Here is a 21,031-nt window from a genome sequence, read left to right as displayed (position 1 = left end):
TTTTACAGTAAATTTTGCTTCATCAAAAGAAATAACCTTTAACAAGTATAGTAATTTTACATTTTACAATGTTACAAAATATAATTTTTTATAATTAGTTAAAATCACTAAAACGCTTTTATACACTATCAAATCAGCATTTATAAAAATATGAACCGATATCCTAAAATGTTAATAATATTACAAGATAATAACAAACCACACAAAGCTACTTATTTTTGATAATATGGAAATCGTAATATAAAACGAAAACTTAATTTACTATATAAATTGTCTTAATAATTTTTAAAAGTAGTAAAACATAATTTTAAGGAGGAGTCCCTTTGAAAAAATTAGCATTTGCAATAACAGCAACATCTGGTGCAGCTGCATTTTTAACGCATCATGATGCACAAGCTTCTACACAACATACAGTACAATCTGGTGAATCATTATGGAGTATTGCTCAAAAATACAACACTTCAGTAGAGAGTATTAAACAAAATAACCAATTAGATAACAACTTGGTATTCCCTGGTCAAGTTATCTCAGTAGGTGGAAGTGATGCACAAAATACGTCAAACACTTCTCCACAAGCTGGTTCAGCATCATCTCATACTGTACAAGCTGGTGAATCATTAAATATCATTGCTAGCAGATATGGTGTTTCAGTTGATCAATTAATGGCAGCCAATAACTTACGTGGTTATTTAATTATGCCTAACCAAACATTACAAATTCCTAATGGTGGATCAGGTGGTACAACACCAACAGCTACAACAGGTAGCAATGGCAATGCATCATCTTTTAATCACCAAAATTTATACACTGCTGGTCAATGTACATGGTACGTATTTGACCGTCGTGCTCAAGCTGGTAGTCCAATTAGCACATATTGGTCAGACGCTAAGTATTGGGCTGGTAACGCAGCTAATGATGGTTACCAAGTAAACAACACACCATCAGTTGGTTCAATTATGCAAAGCACACCTGGTCCATATGGTCATGTTGCTTATGTTGAACGTGTCAATGGTGATGGTAGTATCTTGATTTCTGAAATGAATTACACATATGGTCCATACAATATGAACTACCGTACAATTCCAGCTTCAGAAGTTTCTAGCTATGCATTCATCCATTAATTAAATAAATTGTACTGATATATACTAGCAATTCACATCATGTGAGATTGCTAGTTTTTTATTTTTGAAAAAAATTTTCATTTTGGTACAAAAAATTATCTCACCCTTCCCTATCATACATATTTATATTTTGTATGAATGGTAGTTAGGTAAAAATTAACAACCTACCTATTTGATTAAATTAAATGCATAATATATTAAAAATCAAAATAATGCAACTAAGTTGACTATATAATGATTTAATTTGTTATACCAGTATTTTACGCTTTTTCGTCTACATATACAAATTTATATTAAATAAAGCCCAATACAATTTAGGTTAATTAAACAAGTTGATAACTATTTAATTATTCCTTCATTGAAGAATATAAACTATTAAATCATTATTTTGCTCTTACATATATTTTAATGACCTAACTGATTATGTTCCATGGAATACATTTATAATATAGCCTCCTAATTAAAATGCTTTGTCTTGGTCATTCTACGTAAATTCTATAAAATATGTTATCTACTTACATAAAAAACTGAACTTCAATACCACCATATGTTTGTGATACTGAAGTTCAGTTTAGTTTTATTTTCAATTAGAAAAATAAGTTAAGTATATAGAATAGTAAACCTGCTAACAATGCTGAAATAGGTAATGTAATCACCCATGTAATGATCATTCGTTGCGCAGTGCTCCATTTTACACCTTTAGCTCGGTTAGAAGCACCAACACCTAAGATTGATGATGACACAACGTGAGTTGTTGATAATGGGAAATGTAGCGATGATGCAACAAAAATTGTTAATGCAGATGATAAATCGGCCGCAGCACCATTTGCTGGACGTATTTTCATAATATTACCACCTACAGTTTTGATAATTTTCCAGCCACCAATTGCAGTACCAAGCCCCATTGCTGTCGCACAGGCAAATTTTACCCATAACTGTGGTTCAACACTGCCATCATTCTGTACATTAGCGACAATCAATGCCAACGTAATAATACCCATTGATTTTTGCGCATCATTCGTACCGTGAGAGAATGATTGTAACGCTGCTGTGAAAATTTGGAAAAATCTAAAGTTACGATTCGCTCTTGTTAAATTTGCATTTTTAAAGATAACTTTAAAAATTGAATACATCAAGAAACCAACACAAAATGCGATAATCGGTGAAACGATTAATACAATAATAATTTTTGTGAAACCTTGGTAATGTAACACTCCAAATGAGCCTTCAGATGCGATTGCTGCACCCGCAATTGAACCTATAAGTGCATGTGAAGACGAACTTGGAATTCCGTAAAACCAAGTAGCTAAATTCCAAATAATAGCCGCAAGTATTGCAGCTAACACAACAACTAATCCATTTTCCAATTTAAATGGATCGACAATGTCTTTAGTAATGGTGCCTGCAACGCCCGTAAATGTTAAAGCACCTATAAAGTTCATCACTGCTGCCATTAAAATTGCCGTTTTAGGCGTTAACGCTCTAGTAGATACAGCAGTAGCTACTGCATTGGCTGTATCATGGAATCCATTGATAAAGTCAAATATCAGCGAGAAAATAACTACAGCTATAGTGACGATGATTATATATGACATAAATATATACTCCCCTTAGCTATTTTTCATAATAATAGTTTCAAAATTATTTGCTACGATTTGACATTTATCAGCGATTTCTTCCATGCTTTCATAAATATCTTTTATTTTAATTAAAGTGATTGGATCTGTTTCGCTATTGAAAATATGTTTAATTGACTGTCTTAAAATACCATCACAGTTTGTTTCAAATTCTTTAATATTAATTGAATGAATACGCATATGTGATAATTTTTTATCGACTAATAAGCCGACAGCAAGTTTCATTTCTGCAACTGCTTTTTGAATGTTATCAACAAACTCAGCCATATATTCATCTGTGTATTCGATTGAATACATTTCAAACATAGCTGCCGTTTCTTCAATTGCATCTAAAACATCATCAATTGCATCACATAATGATAAAATATCTTCACGTTCAATTGGTGTGATAAATGTTTGATTTAAATCAGTAATTACTTGATGTACTAATTCGTCACCATGTGACTCATAAGTTTTAATGTTGTCTGAGTATGCTTTTAAATCTAAATGTGTATTGAAATCCATTTTACCGAATTCAATAGCAGCACGATCCAGATTGAAAACCATCTCTTCTAATTGAACCATAAACTTATCTTTTTTCTTACTAAACATTTAAAATCCTCCATTTAAGCGATTGTCACCAATCACATTCAGTTATAATTTGTTTCAAATTAAGACAAGTGAATTTACAAACTAATGATACAAATTTGTTATTATCAATCGTCAGTATAATTTTAGTGTACTGATATTAATTTCAAAAATGCCTCACAGTAAACAATTTACTGTATTTGCCCTTATATGAAAATAGCACAAAATTTACAATCCCACAATTCAATTTACAAATTTTTAACAATTCCGAAACTTAACTTTTACATAAAATTTAAATAGTAGTAGGCATTTGTTTTGAAAAAGTTATTGTATAGGCAATTTTTTATCTATACAACTCTAAAAATTGTAAATGGATATAGTTGGGAAATTTGCAACGATACAATATTTATTACATAACTTTTACATATTAAAATACACTTATCTTGTTTAAAACGATCATTGACTCATATATCTCTCAATGAATATACTTTTATTTTCTCACATTTAATACAATTTACAAAGTTGAATCCTGTTAATCTTTTCAATTAAAAGCATCACCAATTAAATATATTTCATTCAAAACACTTTCATAATCACTCATACCTTTACTTCATTATTAATATGGTATTTTAACCCAGTATTCAACTATACATGCTAAAAATATAACTTCTCTTCATTTATAATAAAAAGCTTCCAGTATAGTTCGTGAATCCGAATCCACTACTCTACTGAAAGCCATCTGTATATTTTATATGGAATGTCTAATTGTTCGCTTGGAATGATTATAAGCCGTCACTGCAAAAACAGCATACATACAAATGTATAATCCCATTACTATGAAAACCGGTATTTGATTCGTTGTACCCATTAATTTCATATATGCTAATGATGTAAAATATGCATGTGATAGTGCAATAACTAAAGGTAACCCAAAATTAAACATAATTTTAAACTTTAGTCCCCTTGCCATATCTTTTTGTGTAAATCCAAGCTTTCTCAAAATACTATAATTCTCTAACTCATCTTCGGTTTCATCTATTTGCTTTATGTATATAATGCAACATACAGCAATCAAGAATGTAATACCTAAAAATGATGTTACAAATAATAATATTCCGGTTAAACTTGATATTGAGCTTATCGCTTCACTTCTTGTTTCAATAGATTTATCAACTTTATTTTTCGCTTTTTCTAATGCTAAAGCATCTTTTTTATGTTTCAAATCGAATCCAAATTGAGAGACGATATGCTTTGCCTTTGTATACTTTCTTATTTCTTGATAGTCTTTGTCATTTAAGACAAACGTTGGTCCACCTAAATCAACATCTGTCATAAAATAGATTTTATTAATATCTTTACGTAACTTAATATTAACATGATGTTTTTTCGTTCCTATAATTGCCTTACCATGCTTCTTATGTTTCACTAAATCTTTGATAGAACCTTCCGCTACAAATAAATCAGCTTGCCCACGTTTCAAATCAGTATTAGGGATGTATTTATCACTAGTAATTGTTACATTGTATGGTTCTTTCGCTTTTACATCAAATAAATTATCTTTATACAATTTCGTATGAATTACTTCTTTATAATTATAAAAATGAGGAATTTTTTGATTGTTTAATTCACTTGCTAATTGATTAGCTTTTTGTTGGTCTTTAATTGTAACGTCGTGTGGTGCAGTATATTTTATTTCACTTGATAAGGACGCTCTACTTATAGCAGCAAAGCAAAGAACTGAAACAGTAATCGCTGAAATGATTGCCATGACCGTAAGTGAAAAAGCATTTTTCTTAATACGATACATAATAGATGATGAGAACATGACATCATTTACACTTATAACACCTTTTCTAAACTTCTTCACCATTTTAAAAACTAGAGAAACAGAGCTTTTAAAAAATAAGTATGCCCCAATCACAGTTGACAATAAAATAAACATAAGTGTACCGATAGAATCATAATATTGAACAATGTTCAAAGATAGATAGTATCCTGTGGTAATCAATACTATACCTAAGATGCCTAAAACAACCTCTTCAAATGTAATTTTATTATGATTTGTTTCTTTAACCTGGTTATTCTTTGACATCTGTGAAATAGATTGTTTGAACACTAATATAAAATTTTGAGCAGATGTTAAAAAATAAGCGACACCGATTAACATTAATGTTTCAAATACCGCCCTCAAACTAAAAATAATTGGAACCTTTTCTTTAATTCCTAATAATGTAAAGACAATCATTAATAACAGTTTCGAACCAAAAATACCAATAATAATACCTAATATTGCCGTAATTATAAATATTAGTAATTGTTCGAGCATTAGTATATAAATAATGTTGAATTTAGATAAACCTAATGTTTGATATAATGCAAGCTCATAACTTCGTCGTTTAATAAATAACACATTGGCATATAACAAAAATGCAATTATGATGAAAAATAGAAAGTAGCTTCCGACTTGTGAGCCTTCCTTTATAATTGGATATGACTCTGTCATGTTTAGTTTATGAGCGTATTTTAATGCTACAAAGCTAAAATACAATACTACACTCGTAATTAACGAAAAAAGATAGATGGCATAATGTGATAAATTTTGACGGAAATTTTTAAATATTATCTCGTTAAAGGTCATAATTAACGCCACCTAAAACACTTTGTACACGTATTATTTCTTTGAAAAAGGTATGTTTATCGTCATCCCCTTGGTATAATTCAGTGAAAATTTGACCATCTTTTAGCATCACTACTCGATTTGCATAGCTTGCTGCAACAGGATCATGCGTTACCATAATAATTGTAGACTTAAATGCTTCATTCATTCTTGTTAATCGTTTTAATAAATCTTGAGTACTTTTAGAATCCAGTGCACCTGTTGGTTCGTCAGCAAATATAATAGAAGGCAATGTTATAAATGCTCTGGCAGCTGATGTTCGTTGCCTTTGTCCACCAGACAATTCAGAGGGATATTTATCACTAATATCCAATATATTTAATGCTTCTGCTACTTTTTCATAACGATTTAACATATGTTCTTTATCTAACTTCTGTACCGTTAGTGGTAACATTATGTTTTCTTTAACAGTCAATGTATGCAGTAAATTATACTCTTGAAAAATAAAACCAATATCATGCTTGCGTATATCAGATAATTCCTTGTTTGAAAGCTTTTCTAATTTTTTTCCTTTTAATGTAATAGAACCTTGTGAAATATAATCAATTGAACTTAAAACATTTAATAATGTCGTTTTCCCAGATCCAGAGGGACCCATAATAGCAATAAACTCGCCTTCTTCAATAGACATATTGATATCTCGCAACACTTCTTGTGCCATTTTTTTAGTTCCATATATTTTTGTTAATTGTTTTACTTCTAAAATTGCCACTTTAACACTCCTATAATTTATCTTAACTTCATTTCCTTTAGGCTTTGGCACTTGTATCTTCAATTTAACATATGACTAACATCTATCTTATTATAACGTTGAAGCTGCATTGATGTATCAATTCTAAGTAACAAAACACATGTTTAAAATGACAAATTTGTCACTTCCGACATGCGTTCAACAATTTCATTTTGTAATGGGAAAATCAATCTGACAGTTGTCCCCTTACCAACAGTCGACGTGACTTGCAGGTGAATACCTAATTGATCCTTTACACTATTTACTAAATATAGACCCATACCTGAAGACGTCGTTTCATTTCTGTTAGCCGTTGACGTAAATCCTCGTTCAAATATTCGCGGCATATCTTTTTTACTAATACCTCTCCCATAGTCTTTAATATATAACGAAACATGTTGATCATTTAATTCTGTCCCAATTTCAATATTAAAATTCTCACTATATTTCAATGCGTTTGACAAAATTTGTCTAATAATCATACGACACCATTTTATATCTGTATAAACATAATCATCCACTTTAAAGTCAACATCAAAACCAATACCTTTAACCTGACTAATATGTCTTGTTAATTGTATTTCATCAATGACCATGCGTTTAAGTGACACGTAATCAAAATACATATCTTTACGTTGAGATTCTAATCTAGTAATATACAGCTGTGTATCTAGCATCGAGTTTATACGAGACCATTCATATAGTAATGCTTGTTTTCTTTCTTGATTTTTTTCTTGATCAATTAATAATTTCATAGCTGTCACAGGTGTTTTTATGTCGTGCACAAATTCTGTAATGGTTTGTTCATGCATGTTCAATTGCAACTGTTGCTCAACAACCTTTTCTTTGTGCGCTGAGATTTGACGATATAAATAATCAACTGTATGACGTTGAAATGGCGTTTCCGCTAAATCTTTATGTTTAATTTCTTCTATTTCTTTATCTTTGTCAAAATGCTTATATAATTTTACTTCTTTAAAATATGTCAATAAAAGAAAAATCATTGTTAAACTTAAATTCAAAGAAACAATATAAAATAAACTGTCTATTGGAAAATCATAATCGATTAGACTAATGCCTAACATAAGGAAGTTTAAAAACAATATCCAAAATATCCAGTTCATGCGAGATTTCAAAAAATAAGCTACCCATTTCAAATTATTCATGAGCCATATATCCTTTTCCTACTTTTGTTTCGATTGCACTATCCATACTAATTTCAGATAATTTTTTTCGTAAACGATTCACATTTACTGTTAACGTATTATCACTAACAAATGCTTCATCATCCCATAATGCAGTGATAATTGTATCTCTCGAAACGATTTGATTTTTTTTGGTAATAAGAATTTCTAATATAATCATTTCTGTTTTGGACAGGAAAATCGTCTGATCACCTTTTTGTATACTATCTTTTGATAGATCAACGACAGCATCTTGCCAAGTCAATGTACGTTTTTCTTCAGCTGTAAACTCATAGACACGACGATAAATCGCTTGTAATTTAGCAATTAATACATTGGTATAGAACGGTTTTTGCATATAATCATCTGCGCCAAGTTCCATACTCATCACTTGATCCATTGGATTATCACGAGATGATAAAAATAATATTGGTACGTTGGAAACTTCTCTCATTTTTCTGCACCAATAAAACCCATCATATTTAGGTAATTGAACATCCAATATAACAATTTCAGGATTAAAACTTTCAAATGTATCCATTACTTTGCCGAAATCTTCAATACCAGCAACATTAAAATCCCATTGTTCTAATTCTTTTTTCAATTCTTGAAACAAAGTATTGTCATCTTCTACTAGTAGTATTTGCATCCATATCACCCAATATCATTTAGTATATTTCATATTTTCTCCTGATTTTAATCGACTTTGAAAATCTTTAATCCGGCAGTCAACTTCAAAGCCATGAATCATCATTTTTTGCATTGGTGCTTGTATAAAGTAATAAATCGGCCAAAATAATCGAGGGATATAATCGTATAGATGTATATAAACGACTGCCGACTCTTTGATTAATCTAAATTCTAACTTCCCTTGATTAACTGTATATTTTTTCACTAAACTTCCACTCAATAAAATTAAAGTTATTATTCCATCAGCTGTTTCTTCTATTTTAAATACTGCGAGCGGTCGCACCTTATTCTTAATATATATCTTAAATTGATCATGTGATTTTTCTGTTTTCACAAAAGTTCCTTTAGTGTAACCCATCCATGCAATAAAATGGTTTACAACGTTCTTTAATGTCCATCCCTTTGGTAAAACTACCTTCATCGTTGATCTAACATCATCATACTTTGAAACTTGTAATTCTACATTAACTAAAGAACGTTTAAAAACTAAATTTGTTGTTTCTACAGGTGTACCATATGCACCTAGGCGTTCAATTGTTTCATTATCATAACGACTCCCAGGTATGTAGATTACTTTTTTTACTTGATTGATAGCCGCTGCTCGACCAAAATTATCTGCTGCGATTAATGTTAAATCTCTTGCTGATGATTGTGTTATTTTGGCAGAATTCTTTGTTGGGTCGATAAAGAATACAGCAATATCTATTTGATTCATTGCTGCAACAACCTGTTCGTAATGAAATATATCACACTGAATCCAAGTCATTTCAACATCATCTGTTTTTTTATTGTCTGGATATTTTGATATAGCAAAAAGTTCAGCATCATTTTCAATCACTTCACTTAAATACTTACCAATATATCCTGTTCCACCTGCTAATAAAACTTTAGGTTTCATCTAAAATACTCCTTTAAACTGTAACCAAAAAACATATTACTCCACCTTTTAGTTACATATATATTATAATAGTAGCAAATGTTTTAAAATTTCAAAATACTGGAGGCTTTTTATGGCCCATATTATACGTAGAGTTAGTATCAAAGATGTAGAAAATTTCATTTCAATGTTAGCGAACATATACGACGAATCTCCGTATATGTTCTACACACCAGGAGAATATGATCCTAGCGTCACATCGGCTAGTAAACAATTAGAAGAATATATCACTTCTCCGCATAAAGTCATCTTCGTTGCTGAAAGTGATGAACAACTCGTTGGCTTTGCCTTTGTTAATACGACACCATTTCAACGCATTAAACATGTTGCTAAAATTGATTTAGGTGTAAAGAAATTATATCAACATCGTGGAATTGGCCAAGCACTTCTTGATGCCATTATGGCTTGGTGTTTAAACAATCAAATACACCGAATTGAAGCAAATGTACCACTCAATAACCAACCTGCCCTCGAGCTTTTTAAAAGTGCCGATTTTCAAATCGAAGGCGTTTTAAAAGATAAGTTATTTATCGATGGTAAATATTATGATGACTATATGATGGCTAAAATTCTTAATTAAAGCTATTTTATCATAATCTTGTATCAGAATCGTATAACAACGAATTTAATGGTTACCTAATACATTACTCATACTTATCAATGTTATCTAATCTCAAATAAATACGTACACTCTTATTCATTTATCAAATTTAAATTCAAAATAAAACACCACTAATGTGTAATTGATTAACTATCAACTACGATTAGTGGTGCTTTATATATGTTGTTTAGTTTTCCTTACTATAAAAATCTTCGAGTCTAAAATCTATATCCGGTAATTTTTCATATATCTTATCCTGATACTGATTGTTTTGATTGTAAGCTTCTTCAGTAATTAACCTACCTTTACGCTTAATTCCATAATCTTGTACGAATAAATTATTATTTCTATTTATTTTGTAATACGGTACAACATTCGCACTAAATTTTACTCGTTGATGAATAAGTTCCATTGCCAATGCATAGTATTTATTTGTCTCATATAACCATAAATGATCTATTGATACACCTGAAACAAATACATCTTTTAATAATATCCTTACATTCGGCTTAAATGTGCTATGTCTATCTAAATAATTTTTAAACAAAACACGTTGTATACGTCCAGTAACCATAACGCGTTTATTTTTAAATGGTTTTAATGCTGACCTTGTCATTCCCTTTCACAACCTTATTTCAAATCACTTCGTGCTCAATCTATATTTTAATTTTTCTTTTGAATTCTTTTCAATTTATAAATTTATTATATCATGTACACACTGTTTTTCGACAATTTAGTTGTAAAAAGTTATTTTCAGGTTCAAAACAAATTAGTTTGTAAAATAAATGTCACATCATAATAGAGTGAGATAGAAATGATAAAGAACCGCTAACAATTTATTATATCTCAGACTCTTACACATTAGCACCACATGTTTTAAATTCTTCGTTTTTAATTTGAAAATCTTAAATGTTGCTTAAGTAATAAATTACTACTGTTTATCATTAGTTTAAAGGATTTAACGGTAATTCATTACTCGGATTTTCTATTTGTGGTTTCTCTTCAGTTTGAATACCACTAGAGGATGTATTACGACTTAAGAAAAGTAACACTTTTTTGATATTATCTATCGATTCAGGTTTATTAAGGTGAAATTGATACTGATGATGTAAATGATGCGTACCATCATAAAACAAAGTATCTACTGGTACATTCAATTCTTGTAATTTCTTACTGAATTCTATATTTTGACTTTCGAATGGATCGCTATCTCCAACAGATAAAAATGTTGGTGGATAATTTTTTGTCGATTGTTTTACTGTCGACATTTGTGAAATGTTTTTAAAACTCTTTTCCCAATCTTCTTCGCCAGTATAACTTTTCATAAATAACTGTATTCTTGGAAACTCAGTTTCTCTAACTGTTTGCATATTATAAAAACCACCAAATAGTATAGCACCTTTAATTTGCGATGGTTTGAATGACTGATCAAATTTCATGGCTTCTCTTAAGCGATCATTCGTCTGTATTGCCGTAAATTGGCTAGCTAATTGAGCACCTGCAGAATCACCGCCAATAATTACTTGATTAAAATCAATAGGTAAATTCATTTTATTTTCTTTAATGAATTGAGTTGCTTGATTCATTTGAATTAATGGTGTGGGATATTTATATTGTGGCGCCAATGCATAATTTACATTCACAACAATGTACCCTTGTTCAGCAATTTTCGCTAATAATGGGTTTTTATACTGCTTATCACCCGCAATATAACCACCACCGTGCATCCAAAAAATAACTGGCAGTTTGGCATTAGAAGACATATCAACAGGTGTAATAATATCTAATTTACTGTTAGGGAAAACTCTATTGTATGTAAGGTTTTGATAAATGCGCACATTTTTATTTTTAATATTAATTTTGTCTTTATTAGCATGGTTCTCATTTGTAATTTGGTCATAATGTTGTTTCAGATGAAATGCTAACAATACACTGATTACAGTTATAAAAAGCGCAGTTATCATCGTCCATTTATTATCTTTATTCATTACATCGTACCTCTCTATTTGTTAGACGCTCATATTAATAGACTGAATAAATATAAAAAGCAATTCGCCCGATAAGAGTAGAGACGAATTGCTTTTAAGGTTAAAACAAAGTGATTCAATTGTAAAGTTTCGGATATCCCTCATATGATATTAAGCAATATGTTTTTTATCCGCATTTTTACGTTTGAAATATTTAATAATTACAGCTACTACAATAAATAAGCCTACATATCCCATAATTGTATATAACTTATTAATTAATTCAGCAAATCCTACGAAACTTAATAAATAACCTGCTACCATCATTATAATAATAAAGATATGATAATTTTTACTGTATGGTTCTGTAAAACGTGCTGCAAATGAATACATTAGTCCTAGAATAGTATTATACATAACCGCCAGCATAATAACAGATAACACTGTTGCTATTAAAGGATGGATATTATTTGCTAACGTCAATGTAGGAATTGAGGCATTTTTAATAGTTGGATATTCACTTTGCAATGCAAAGTTGATCAATGCTAGTAATACAGTATAGATAATACCACCATACATCGCGCCTGCACCTGACACTGTACGCTTTTCAGTATCCCCACCGATTGCTACGATGGTACTAAAACCTACAGAAAAAGCTAATCCACCATATATTGTACCAAACCAGATTCCCTTCCAAATACTTGCTTCAGGCACTACTTGGTTAACTTCTGCTAATGAAACATGACCTTTAAATAAATAAACGCCAGCGATTAATACAACTAAAACAATTAAAAATGGTGTAACGATACCTAGTGCACGTACTATTTTATTAAAGTCTAATAGCAACGTAATATAAATCGCTAATGTCATAATTAAAGCACCTAGCCATGTAGGTATGTTATAACTTTCTTCAAATGTTGCGCCTGCACCAGCTATCATGGTTACAGCTATACCAAATAAGAAGAAGATTAAAATATAATCAAAGACTTTACTAAACTTTTCACCGAATACGTATTGTAATGTTGATTCATGATTTGTCGCTTCAAAGGCAGTACCAATTTTTGCTACTTGGCGCCCAATAAAAGCTAAAATAAAACCAGATATAATAACACCTAAATAAGCCCACAAGCCATATTTAGTGAAAAATTGCATAACTTCTTGTCCAGTTGAAAATCCTGCGCCCACTACAATGCCGACGTAGGCAAATCCAATTTTTGTTGCTTCTTTATTCATCATCATGTGAATAATAGACCTCCTTAATTTTGCACAGTGTGCATTATAACGTACTGAAAATTAATTGCAAGTCGCATAGGTTATTTTTCACTTTTTCAAAATTGCTCAATCCATTCACATTATCACGTTCAATGACATTTAAAAAAATTATAAATTTATGCTTTTATAATGCAGTCATACGAACTTTTGTATAGGAAAAATGATTAATTATTGTGCTTCTTGAATTTCGTATATTTAGTTAAATTTCGAAGAATACATATCAAAATTTCTCAGTTAACAAGGTTTAAACCATCTATCGTATGTTCTTTATTAAAATGTATAAATTTATAAAATGTTGTATAAAAACCATTTGTGCACACAAGTATACTTCGTTAGTTTTTAAGTATTAAAAAAGGCTGGAACATATGCCCAACCCAACCAAATGTTAAAACTATTATTAAGCTAATATAATTGAAATGTAATTAACGTGCATTACGTTGGTGTAATTCATTTATATCAACAACAACGTTGTCCATACGTTTGGCAGTGTCTTTTAAGACGTTACGAGCAACATTATTATTAGGATCTAATTTTAAAATTTGCTTGGCGATATCAAAAGCCTTCTTATCTGAAATAACAGGTGTTGGTATCGCATGCAATAATAACATTTGTAACAAACTTTTAACTTCTTTGCCGTCAGTAAGTTTTATGGAAGCGTCTGCATGATAATAAGCAGAATCCAAAGCACCTTCATATTCACTTAGTGGATACACAAGCAATAAAAATGCTAAGTCATGCATTTCAGATGATTCTTCGTACTTAATCATATCTAAAATACATGTATAAAACATCATACTTTCTACTTCATGCGCACTTGAAATATATGCTTCTTCAAATTCCATAAAATCTGTTTCGGACATCAATTGTCGTACTAAATCAAACTCGCCATTCAATACATGTTTTTTTATAAGGTGTTGCATGGCAATGTCCTCCTATTTCTCCAGATTTTATTAAACATTTACATATATACTATCATATTTTTTATAAAGTTTCATTTGAAAAAGGTTTACATTTTTCATTATTAGTAAATTTTAACTAAAATGATTGTTTGATTTCTGCTAATGCATCATCAATTGAACCGCCGATTGATAGCTTTACTGCTGCGATAAAACTGCCTTCAACAATTGGTGCATCAACTTTTAACACACGATGATTACCATCATACATTTCAATTGCCATATCTACATTCATTTCTGAAGATCCAATATCGTAAAAACACAATGCATCATCCTCTAATTTAGTCAAAACTTCTTGGATGATATCAAATGAAGTTCCAATTGAACCATCTGGTAATCCCCCGATTGGTATAATATCAACGTCACCTGCCATTTGCTTTAACAAAGATTTTGTACCACTTGCAATTTCTTTACTGTGGCTAACAAGTATAATTTTAGGCATTATCTTCATCTCCAATCAAAGCGTTTAAAATATAAACCATACTTTGAGCACCTGGATCAATATAACCTTTTGATTCTTCTCCAAAATATGCAGCTCTACCTTTCGTTGCTACCATATCTTTTGTATTATCTGCTAATTGCTGTAAATCATTGAATGTTAAAGTTTCACCATTTTTAAGCTTCTCTGCTGCTCGCGCTACTACATCATACATTGTCTTTTCATTTAAAGTAACTTTACCACGTGATTCAACCGCTTCGGCAAATGCCTGAATTAGTGTAATGAAATCTTGATTATCCATATCATCTTTGGTGACTGCAGACATTTTAACAAAGCTAAAGCCATACAGTGGTCCTGATGCACCCCCAACATTTGACATCAATGCCATACCAGTTGATTTGAACAATGATTGCATTGAGCTATCATCAAGTTTGTCTTTAAGACTACTAAACCCACGAACCATGTTAACCCCGTGGTCACCATCACCAATTGCTCGATCTAATTCAGTTAATTCAGATTCATGTTTTTTAAACGTTTCTTCTAAATTTAATAAACGTGCTTTCATATCATTCACTTTCATTTGTGCCACCTCATAAATGTATATTTATTCATATTCACTTCTTATTTAAAGTATTGACTTGTTGTTGGTGCTAAAAATGCTTCCAAATATTCTGGTTTATTAGGCACGATAGTTATAGAAAAACCTTGCATGTCTAAAGATGTCATATAATCACCAACAAACCATTTAGCAACATTAACCGTTCTTGCAGCTAAATTTTGTTGAATATATTTAGTTACGATATTTAATTCAGATAACGGCGTACCACCCATACCATTTACCATTAATATGACATCATTGGCAGTAACTTCTTTATACAATTCGTCTAACAATGTTCCAACAATATGATCAATATCCTTTACTTCTTCCCTATGAATACCTTTTTCACCATGTATACCAATACCGATTTCCATTTTGTCGTCTTCAATATCAAAGCCATATTTTCCAGTAGTTGGAACAAGCGGTGGCTCAATTGCCATACCAATACTTTTAATTTCAGGTAACAACGCTTCTACACGCGATTTTATCTCTGTTAATGAATAACCTTTTTCAGCAAGATAACCGGCAAGCTTATGAACAAACACTGTTCCTGCAACACCACGACGTTGTACTTCGTTTGTCACAGCAATGTCGTCACGAACAATAACAGTTTGAACATTTATACCTTCCATTTCTGCAAGCTCTTGTGCCATTTCGAAATTCATCACGTCACCTGCATAGTTTTTTACAACTAGTAATACACCATCACCAGTATCTACTGCTTTAATAGCTTCTAATATTTTATCAGGTGTAGGTGATGTAAATACTTCGCCACAAACCGCTGCATCTAGCATACCTTCTGCAACAAAACCGGCATGCGCAGGTTCATGTCCGCTTCCACCTCCAGAGACTATTGCTACACCATGTTCTTTCTTAGCTTTTTTTACAATAACTGTATTAGCAATCAGATCTAACTCTGGGTGCGCAATTAACAATCCTTCAAGCATATCAGTTAAAAATGTTTCTTTTTTATTGATTAACTTTTTCATCATGTTGTACCTCCTTGGTATTATCAGTCATAGTATAAAACAGAATAAATGAATGCGCTATCATAAAGAATTAACCTGATACCGTTATCAAATATATTTTTGATAAGATCCTCTTGATAACTTAATGGTTCATTATTGAAAAAATAAATAGTCTTGAGTGGCTCATTAAATAAAAAATGCTATGAAAAGCCTTATAATAAAGTGCCTTTCATAGCAATAAGTTGTGTCCATTGACACTATACATTTTTCGTTTTGTACATTAAATATAAGAAATACGGTGCACCAATAATTGCTACGACAATACCTGCTGGAACCCCACCTGGTTGTAATACAATTTTGCCAATTGTATCAGCTATAACAAGTAAACATGCCCCTACTAAAATGGCAATTGGTAAAAACAACTGGTGACGTGGTCCAACGATACGTTTGGCAATATGCGGACCCATTAATCCGATAAACGAAATTGAACCTGCTACTGCTACAGCAGCAGATGATAACATCACTGCGATAAAGAATAATATTAAACGTTCTCTGCTTAACCTTACACCTAGACCTCGTGCAATATTATCACCCGTATGAATAATATTTAGTGTATTCGATTTAAATAGTAAGTAAGGAATAATAATCAACACCCACGGTAAAAATGCAATGACAAATGGCCATTCGTCACCCCAAATATTACCTGCAAACCAAGCAGCGATGAAATCAGATTGCTTATCATCAAATTTTGACATAATTGTAATTGAGCCACCATATAATGCTGTTTGTAAACCTACACCTATTAATACCATACTCGCAGGTGTAACACCTTCATTTTTATTAAAACTGAAAATAAAAATAATCAATGCAGTGGTGATACCACCTAGTATACTTATTAACGGCAGTACATAAACAAAGTTGTCAGCATTAATTTTACCAATTGCAATAAATAATGCGATTGCAAATCCGCCACCTGCGTTAATACCTAATATACCTGGTTCAGCTATTGGATTTTTTGTGACACTTTGCACTATTGCACCACTAATACTAAGCGCTGCGCCAGCCAAAATAGTAATCATCATCCGAGGTAACCTGAAATCTAATAAGATTAACTCATCAATGGCATCACCTTGTCCAATTAAAGTTTTGAAAAATCTTTCAACAGGTATGTTGTATTCACCTGAGGTAATACTCCAAGTACAACCTAGAAATAGTAGAATGCTAAAAACAGCCAGTGCTATCAATTGTCTGCGTTTATTATTTGAACTAATCATATTGAGCGTCCTCCTTTTTTAACTAAATATAAAAAGTAAGGAACACCGATAAATGAAATGATTGCACCAACAGGCGCTTCTCCTAAATATCGTGCTATCACATCGGCAACAAGCACGAGTATCCCACCTAACAAGGCTGTTAATGGTAGAATTTTAGCATAATCAGTTCCAATTAAAAATCTTGCTATATGAGGTACCATCAAACCTACAAATGCAACTTGTCCAGCGATAGCAACTGCAATACCTGCTAGAATCATAGCAATAATTAAACATATGCCTCTGATCATTGTTACATTTTGACCTAAACCTTTAGCTAATGATTCACCAAGATTTAAAATGGTAAGTTGTTTACTAATTGTTAATATAATGAATAACGCAATACCAATTAATGGAATTGCCCACTTAAGGTGTGACCATGTTGTGCCTGAAACGCCTCCAGCAGTCCAAAATGTTACTGTTTGATTTAGTCTAAAAGCTAATGCAATACCTTGACTTAGCGCTGTTAACATAGCACTTACTGCTGCACCCGCTAAAATAATACGCATCGGATTAAATCCATCACGTCTAGATCGGCCTATCATTAATACAATAGCACCTCCTAGAATAGCACCTAAAAATCCAGCAAACATCAATATTAAAAATGAAGTGTTTGGTAAAACTGCATATGTTAATGCTAAAGCAAATGAAGCACCTGAATTTAAACCTATGAGCGCCGGATCAGCAAGACCATTACGAGTAACACCTTGTATAATCGCACCAGAAACTGCAAGCGCCATACCTACAATTACTGCTGCTATATTTCTGGGAATCCTAATCTCATTGATGATGTTTTGCTGTTGATTGCTAGGATTATAATTAAAAATAGCCTCTATAATTGTAGAGGCTTGAATTTTGGCGTCACCTATTAATGTAGAAATAAATAGTGTGATTAGTAGTATCATACTTAAACCTATAATATAGGATAAAAACTTCAATGGCGTTGGGTTCTCTCTATTTGTCATGTTAATTGTCCTTTTTATCATATTAACTTACTTAATTAAGAATAAGCTCTGCGACATAAGTCATAAGTTACCAGTAAAGGTTTTCCAGTTTTAGGATCTTTACTTAAAACAACATCAATATTAAAAACTTTTTCTAATATTTCCTGTGTTAATACGTCTTCTGTTGAACCTGTAGCGATGATATCCCCTTCTTTCATCGCAATAAGATGATCTGAGAAACGAATCGCTTGGTTGATATCATGAAGAACCATGACAATTGTACAACCTTGTTCCTGATTTAGCTTCTGAACTAATTCTAGTATTTCTAATTGATGACAGATATCTAAATATGTTGTTGGTTCGTCTAAAAAGATAATATCAGTTCTTTGTGCTAATGCCATTGCAATCCAAACACGTTGTCTTTGACCACCACTTAAATCATTGATTGAACGGTGTCGGAATGTATCAGTTCCTGTAACTTCCATTGCCCAATCAATTTCTTTCTTATCCTCAGCAGTTAATCTACCAAATCCTTTTTGATGTGGAAAACGACCATATGAAACTAATTCCCCAACAGTTAAGCCATCTGCTACTTCAGGTGATTGAGGTAAAATGGCTATTTTTTTTGCAATCTCTTTCGTAGATTGTGTATGAATATTTTCACCATCTAAAAATACTTCGCCTTCTTTAACTGCCAATAAACGTGACAATGCCTTTAGCAAAGTAGATTTCCCGCAGCCGTTAGGACCAATGATTGACGTCACTTTGCCATCTGGTATTTCAACATCTAATTTATTTATAATCGTGTTATCCCCGTAACCAATTTTAACTTGTTGTCCATGCAAACGATTCATAATTTCCCTACTTTCAATAAAATTCTTTCTGTTTATAAAAAATAATTTCTATTTTTAAATTATCAATTTTCAAAGACATCCCAATTGATAATGATTATCATGAACATCATTATAACATTTTTCAATCTTATTGACTAACATTACTTTTTAAATTGGATAGCTCGATTTGTCATGTCTTGTATATTACTTTTATAAAATAAAAAACGCCCACAGATAAGTCTTCATAGTTCAAAAACTTGTCCGTGGACTTCTATTTAAGTATGTGTGCTCATACCATTTATTTATTCATCTGCAAGAAAGCCATTACCATAGACATCTCTTACATCATGAATTACGAGGAATGCATCTTTATCGATTTGTTTAATTAATCGCTTTGCTTTTGAAACTTGTGTTTTAGAAATAACAACGTATAAGACATCTTTTTCTTCACGCGTATAATAGCCATGTCCGTTTAAAATGGTTAAACCTCTTCCAATTTGCTCGTCTATTGCTTTGGCAAGTTTGTCGGGATTAGTTGAAATAATCGTCATAGCTTTTTTAGTGTTTAAACCTTCTATGACATATTCCATCACTTTTGTTCCTATATAAAGTGATATTACTGTTACTAATACTTTATCAAGTGGAATAACTGTAAGTGAAATTGCAACAACGATCATATCGAAGAAAAGCAAAGCATATGGCGTGCTTACATCGAGGTATTTCGTTGCAATTCTCGCCAAAATTGTTGTACCTGCTGTTGTACCGCCTGCAAGGATAATTACTCCGATTCCTAGTCCAACGCTTACACCACCAAAAATGGCATTCACAATGCTGTTTCCAGTTTCTACTTGCCATGATTCTGTTAAACTCAAAAATATTGAAATAAGAATTGTTACAAGAATAGTTAAGTACATACTTCTCTTACTCAAAAATTTATAACCTATGGCAATCAATACTGCGTTGACCAAGAAGTTAGTGATGGCTGGTGAAATATGAAACGCATAATATAAAATAATTGCTAAACCTGTAACCCCGCCTTCACCTAAGTTACCAGAAATAATAAATGCATTTACACCTGCAGCAAAGATAAATGAACCTAAGACAACTAGTATTAAATCTTTAACCGTTTTATTCACGAAACCATCCCCTTTATATATTTATTAGACTATAAAAATAGTAGCACAACAAAAATGCTGTCACAACTCTATGGAAAGAGTTCTAACAAAGATTTACTATTTAACTAATTTATATGAAGAATAGCTTTCCCTAATAAATATCACTCACAATATAATAATTAAAAATATTCTGAATTTTTAATTTACTTTCATTTCATTGTCTGCTATAATGTTTTTAACTTCTTCAATAGAGAAGTTATCTCCTTTGTGTTGTTTATAATAACAAAACAAATTTTGCTCGAAGTACTATGACTGTACCTAGTCCTTACTGTCATATGTACAATAATATTCATTTCCCATAAAAGCCAAGTGTATTACCATGTGCACTTGGTTTTTATAATGCTTCAATTTCGGTAACTTTAAAAATATTTAAATACCTTTATATCAATAATAAAAAAGTCCAAGCATCTCACCTATATCAATAG

General features: G+C 31.4%; 21 protein-coding genes. 2 read left to right on the top strand and 19 right to left on the bottom strand.

Annotated elements, in window-relative coordinates; genetic code table 11:
- Positions 1–323: 323 nt before the first annotated feature.
- Positions 324–1,121 (top strand): LysM peptidoglycan-binding domain-containing protein, encoded by a 798-nt coding sequence (locus tag JG553_RS00820; RefSeq protein WP_000731644.1) that lies wholly within the window; start codon positions 324–326, stop codon positions 1,119–1,121.
- A 587-nt stretch (positions 1,122–1,708) separates the two neighbouring features.
- Here JG553_RS00820 and JG553_RS00815 read toward each other — a convergent pair.
- The 7 genes from JG553_RS00815 to graX all read right to left on the bottom strand — a co-directional run bounded on the left by JG553_RS00815 (position 1,709) and on the right by graX (position 9,504).
- Complete coding sequence (locus JG553_RS00815; protein WP_000120368.1) at positions 1,709–2,716, bottom strand: inorganic phosphate transporter; 1,008 nt, start codon at positions 2,714–2,716, stop codon at positions 1,709–1,711.
- A gap of 15 nt (positions 2,717–2,731) precedes the next feature.
- Entirely contained in the window at positions 2,732–3,349 is a 618-nt protein-coding gene (locus tag JG553_RS00810; RefSeq protein WP_000491755.1) for a DUF47 domain-containing protein, read from the bottom strand.
- Between the two features lie 724 nt (positions 3,350–4,073).
- Positions 4,074–5,963, bottom strand: coding sequence for an ABC transporter permease VraG (gene vraG, locus JG553_RS00805; protein WP_000143623.1), 1,890 nt, complete (start codon positions 5,961–5,963; stop codon positions 4,074–4,076).
- On the bottom strand, positions 5,953–6,714 hold the full coding sequence (gene vraF, locus JG553_RS00800; protein ID WP_000985996.1) for an ABC transporter ATP-binding protein VraF: 762 nt from the start codon (positions 6,712–6,714) through the stop codon (positions 5,953–5,955). The genes vraG and vraF overlap by 11 nt, the downstream gene beginning before the upstream one ends.
- 143 nt (positions 6,715–6,857) lie before the next feature.
- Complete coding sequence (gene graS / locus JG553_RS00795; protein WP_001061252.1) at positions 6,858–7,898, bottom strand: histidine kinase GraS/ApsS; 1,041 nt, start codon at positions 7,896–7,898, stop codon at positions 6,858–6,860.
- Positions 7,891–8,565, bottom strand: a complete 675-nt coding sequence (gene graR / locus JG553_RS00790; protein ID WP_001166505.1) for a response regulator transcription factor GraR/ApsR — start codon at positions 8,563–8,565, stop codon at positions 7,891–7,893. The genes graS and graR overlap by 8 nt, the downstream gene beginning before the upstream one ends.
- 15 nt (positions 8,566–8,580) lie before the next feature.
- Positions 8,581–9,504: an auxiliary protein GraX/ApsX gene (graX, locus tag JG553_RS00785; RefSeq protein WP_000802946.1), complete on the bottom strand. Its 924-nt coding sequence runs from the start codon at positions 9,502–9,504 to the stop codon at positions 8,581–8,583.
- Positions 9,505–9,616: 112 nt separating this feature from the next.
- Here graX and JG553_RS00780 point away from each other — a divergent pair, with 112 nt between their 5' ends.
- Positions 9,617–10,123, top strand: a complete 507-nt coding sequence (locus JG553_RS00780; protein ID WP_000940134.1) for a GNAT family N-acetyltransferase — start codon at positions 9,617–9,619, stop codon at positions 10,121–10,123.
- 208 nt (positions 10,124–10,331) lie between these two features.
- Here the strand turns inward: JG553_RS00780 and JG553_RS00775 are convergent, their stop codons facing one another.
- The 12 genes from JG553_RS00775 to JG553_RS00720 form a co-directional block, all read right to left on the bottom strand.
- On the bottom strand, positions 10,332–10,760 hold the full coding sequence (locus JG553_RS00775; RefSeq protein WP_000198504.1) for a hypothetical protein: 429 nt from the start codon (positions 10,758–10,760) through the stop codon (positions 10,332–10,334).
- 328 nt (positions 10,761–11,088) lie between these two features.
- Positions 11,089–12,132 carry an alpha/beta hydrolase gene (locus tag JG553_RS00770; RefSeq protein WP_001030771.1) on the bottom strand — a complete coding sequence of 348 codons (1,044 nt, stop codon included), beginning with the start codon at positions 12,130–12,132 and terminating at the stop codon, positions 11,089–11,091.
- Between the two features lie 150 nt (positions 12,133–12,282).
- Positions 12,283–13,350: a YkvI family membrane protein gene (locus tag JG553_RS00765; RefSeq protein ID WP_000980137.1), complete on the bottom strand. Its 1,068-nt coding sequence runs from the start codon at positions 13,348–13,350 to the stop codon at positions 12,283–12,285.
- Between the two features lie 455 nt (positions 13,351–13,805).
- Complete coding sequence (locus JG553_RS00760; protein WP_001164085.1) at positions 13,806–14,303, bottom strand: hypothetical protein; 498 nt, start codon at positions 14,301–14,303, stop codon at positions 13,806–13,808.
- Between the two features lie 115 nt (positions 14,304–14,418).
- The gene (gene dhaM, locus JG553_RS00755) at positions 14,419–14,781 is read right to left on the bottom strand and encodes a dihydroxyacetone kinase phosphoryl donor subunit DhaM (protein ID WP_001124167.1); all 363 of its coding nucleotides are present in this window, start codon (positions 14,779–14,781) and stop codon (positions 14,419–14,421) included.
- Positions 14,774–15,358, bottom strand: coding sequence for a dihydroxyacetone kinase subunit DhaL (gene dhaL, locus JG553_RS00750; RefSeq protein ID WP_000867203.1), 585 nt, complete (start codon positions 15,356–15,358; stop codon positions 14,774–14,776). Before dhaL ends, dhaM begins: the two co-directional genes overlap by 8 nt.
- A 41-nt stretch (positions 15,359–15,399) precedes the next feature.
- Complete coding sequence (gene dhaK, locus JG553_RS00745) at positions 15,400–16,368, bottom strand: dihydroxyacetone kinase subunit DhaK (protein ID WP_000976269.1); 969 nt, start codon at positions 16,366–16,368, stop codon at positions 15,400–15,402.
- Positions 16,369–16,601: 233 nt separating this feature from the next.
- The gene (locus tag JG553_RS00740; RefSeq protein WP_000625878.1) at positions 16,602–17,618 is read right to left on the bottom strand and encodes a FecCD family ABC transporter permease; all 1,017 of its coding nucleotides are present in this window, start codon (positions 17,616–17,618) and stop codon (positions 16,602–16,604) included.
- Positions 17,615–18,619, bottom strand: a complete 1,005-nt coding sequence (locus tag JG553_RS00735) for a FecCD family ABC transporter permease (protein ID WP_000184741.1) — start codon at positions 18,617–18,619, stop codon at positions 17,615–17,617. The genes JG553_RS00740 and JG553_RS00735 overlap by 4 nt, the downstream gene beginning before the upstream one ends.
- Positions 18,620–18,654: 35 nt before the next feature.
- Positions 18,655–19,452 (bottom strand): ABC transporter ATP-binding protein, encoded by a 798-nt coding sequence (locus JG553_RS00730; protein ID WP_001080809.1) that lies wholly within the window; start codon positions 19,450–19,452, stop codon positions 18,655–18,657.
- A gap of 281 nt (positions 19,453–19,733) precedes the next feature.
- Entirely contained in the window at positions 19,734–20,567 is an 834-nt protein-coding gene (locus JG553_RS00725; protein ID WP_001044662.1) for a YitT family protein, read from the bottom strand.
- 177 nt (positions 20,568–20,744) lie between these two features.
- A complete protein-coding gene (locus JG553_RS00720; protein ID WP_001788321.1) occupies positions 20,745–20,837 on the bottom strand; it encodes a hypothetical protein in 93 nt (30 codons plus the stop codon).
- Positions 20,838–21,031: the final 194 nt, after the last annotated feature.

This window comes from Staphylococcus sp. T93 (assembly GCF_016743875.1).
Classification (GTDB): domain Bacteria; phylum Bacillota; class Bacilli; order Staphylococcales; family Staphylococcaceae; genus Staphylococcus; species Staphylococcus aureus.
Note: the sequence above shows the minus strand (reverse complement) of the source record. Positions and strands in the feature narration are given on the sequence as shown.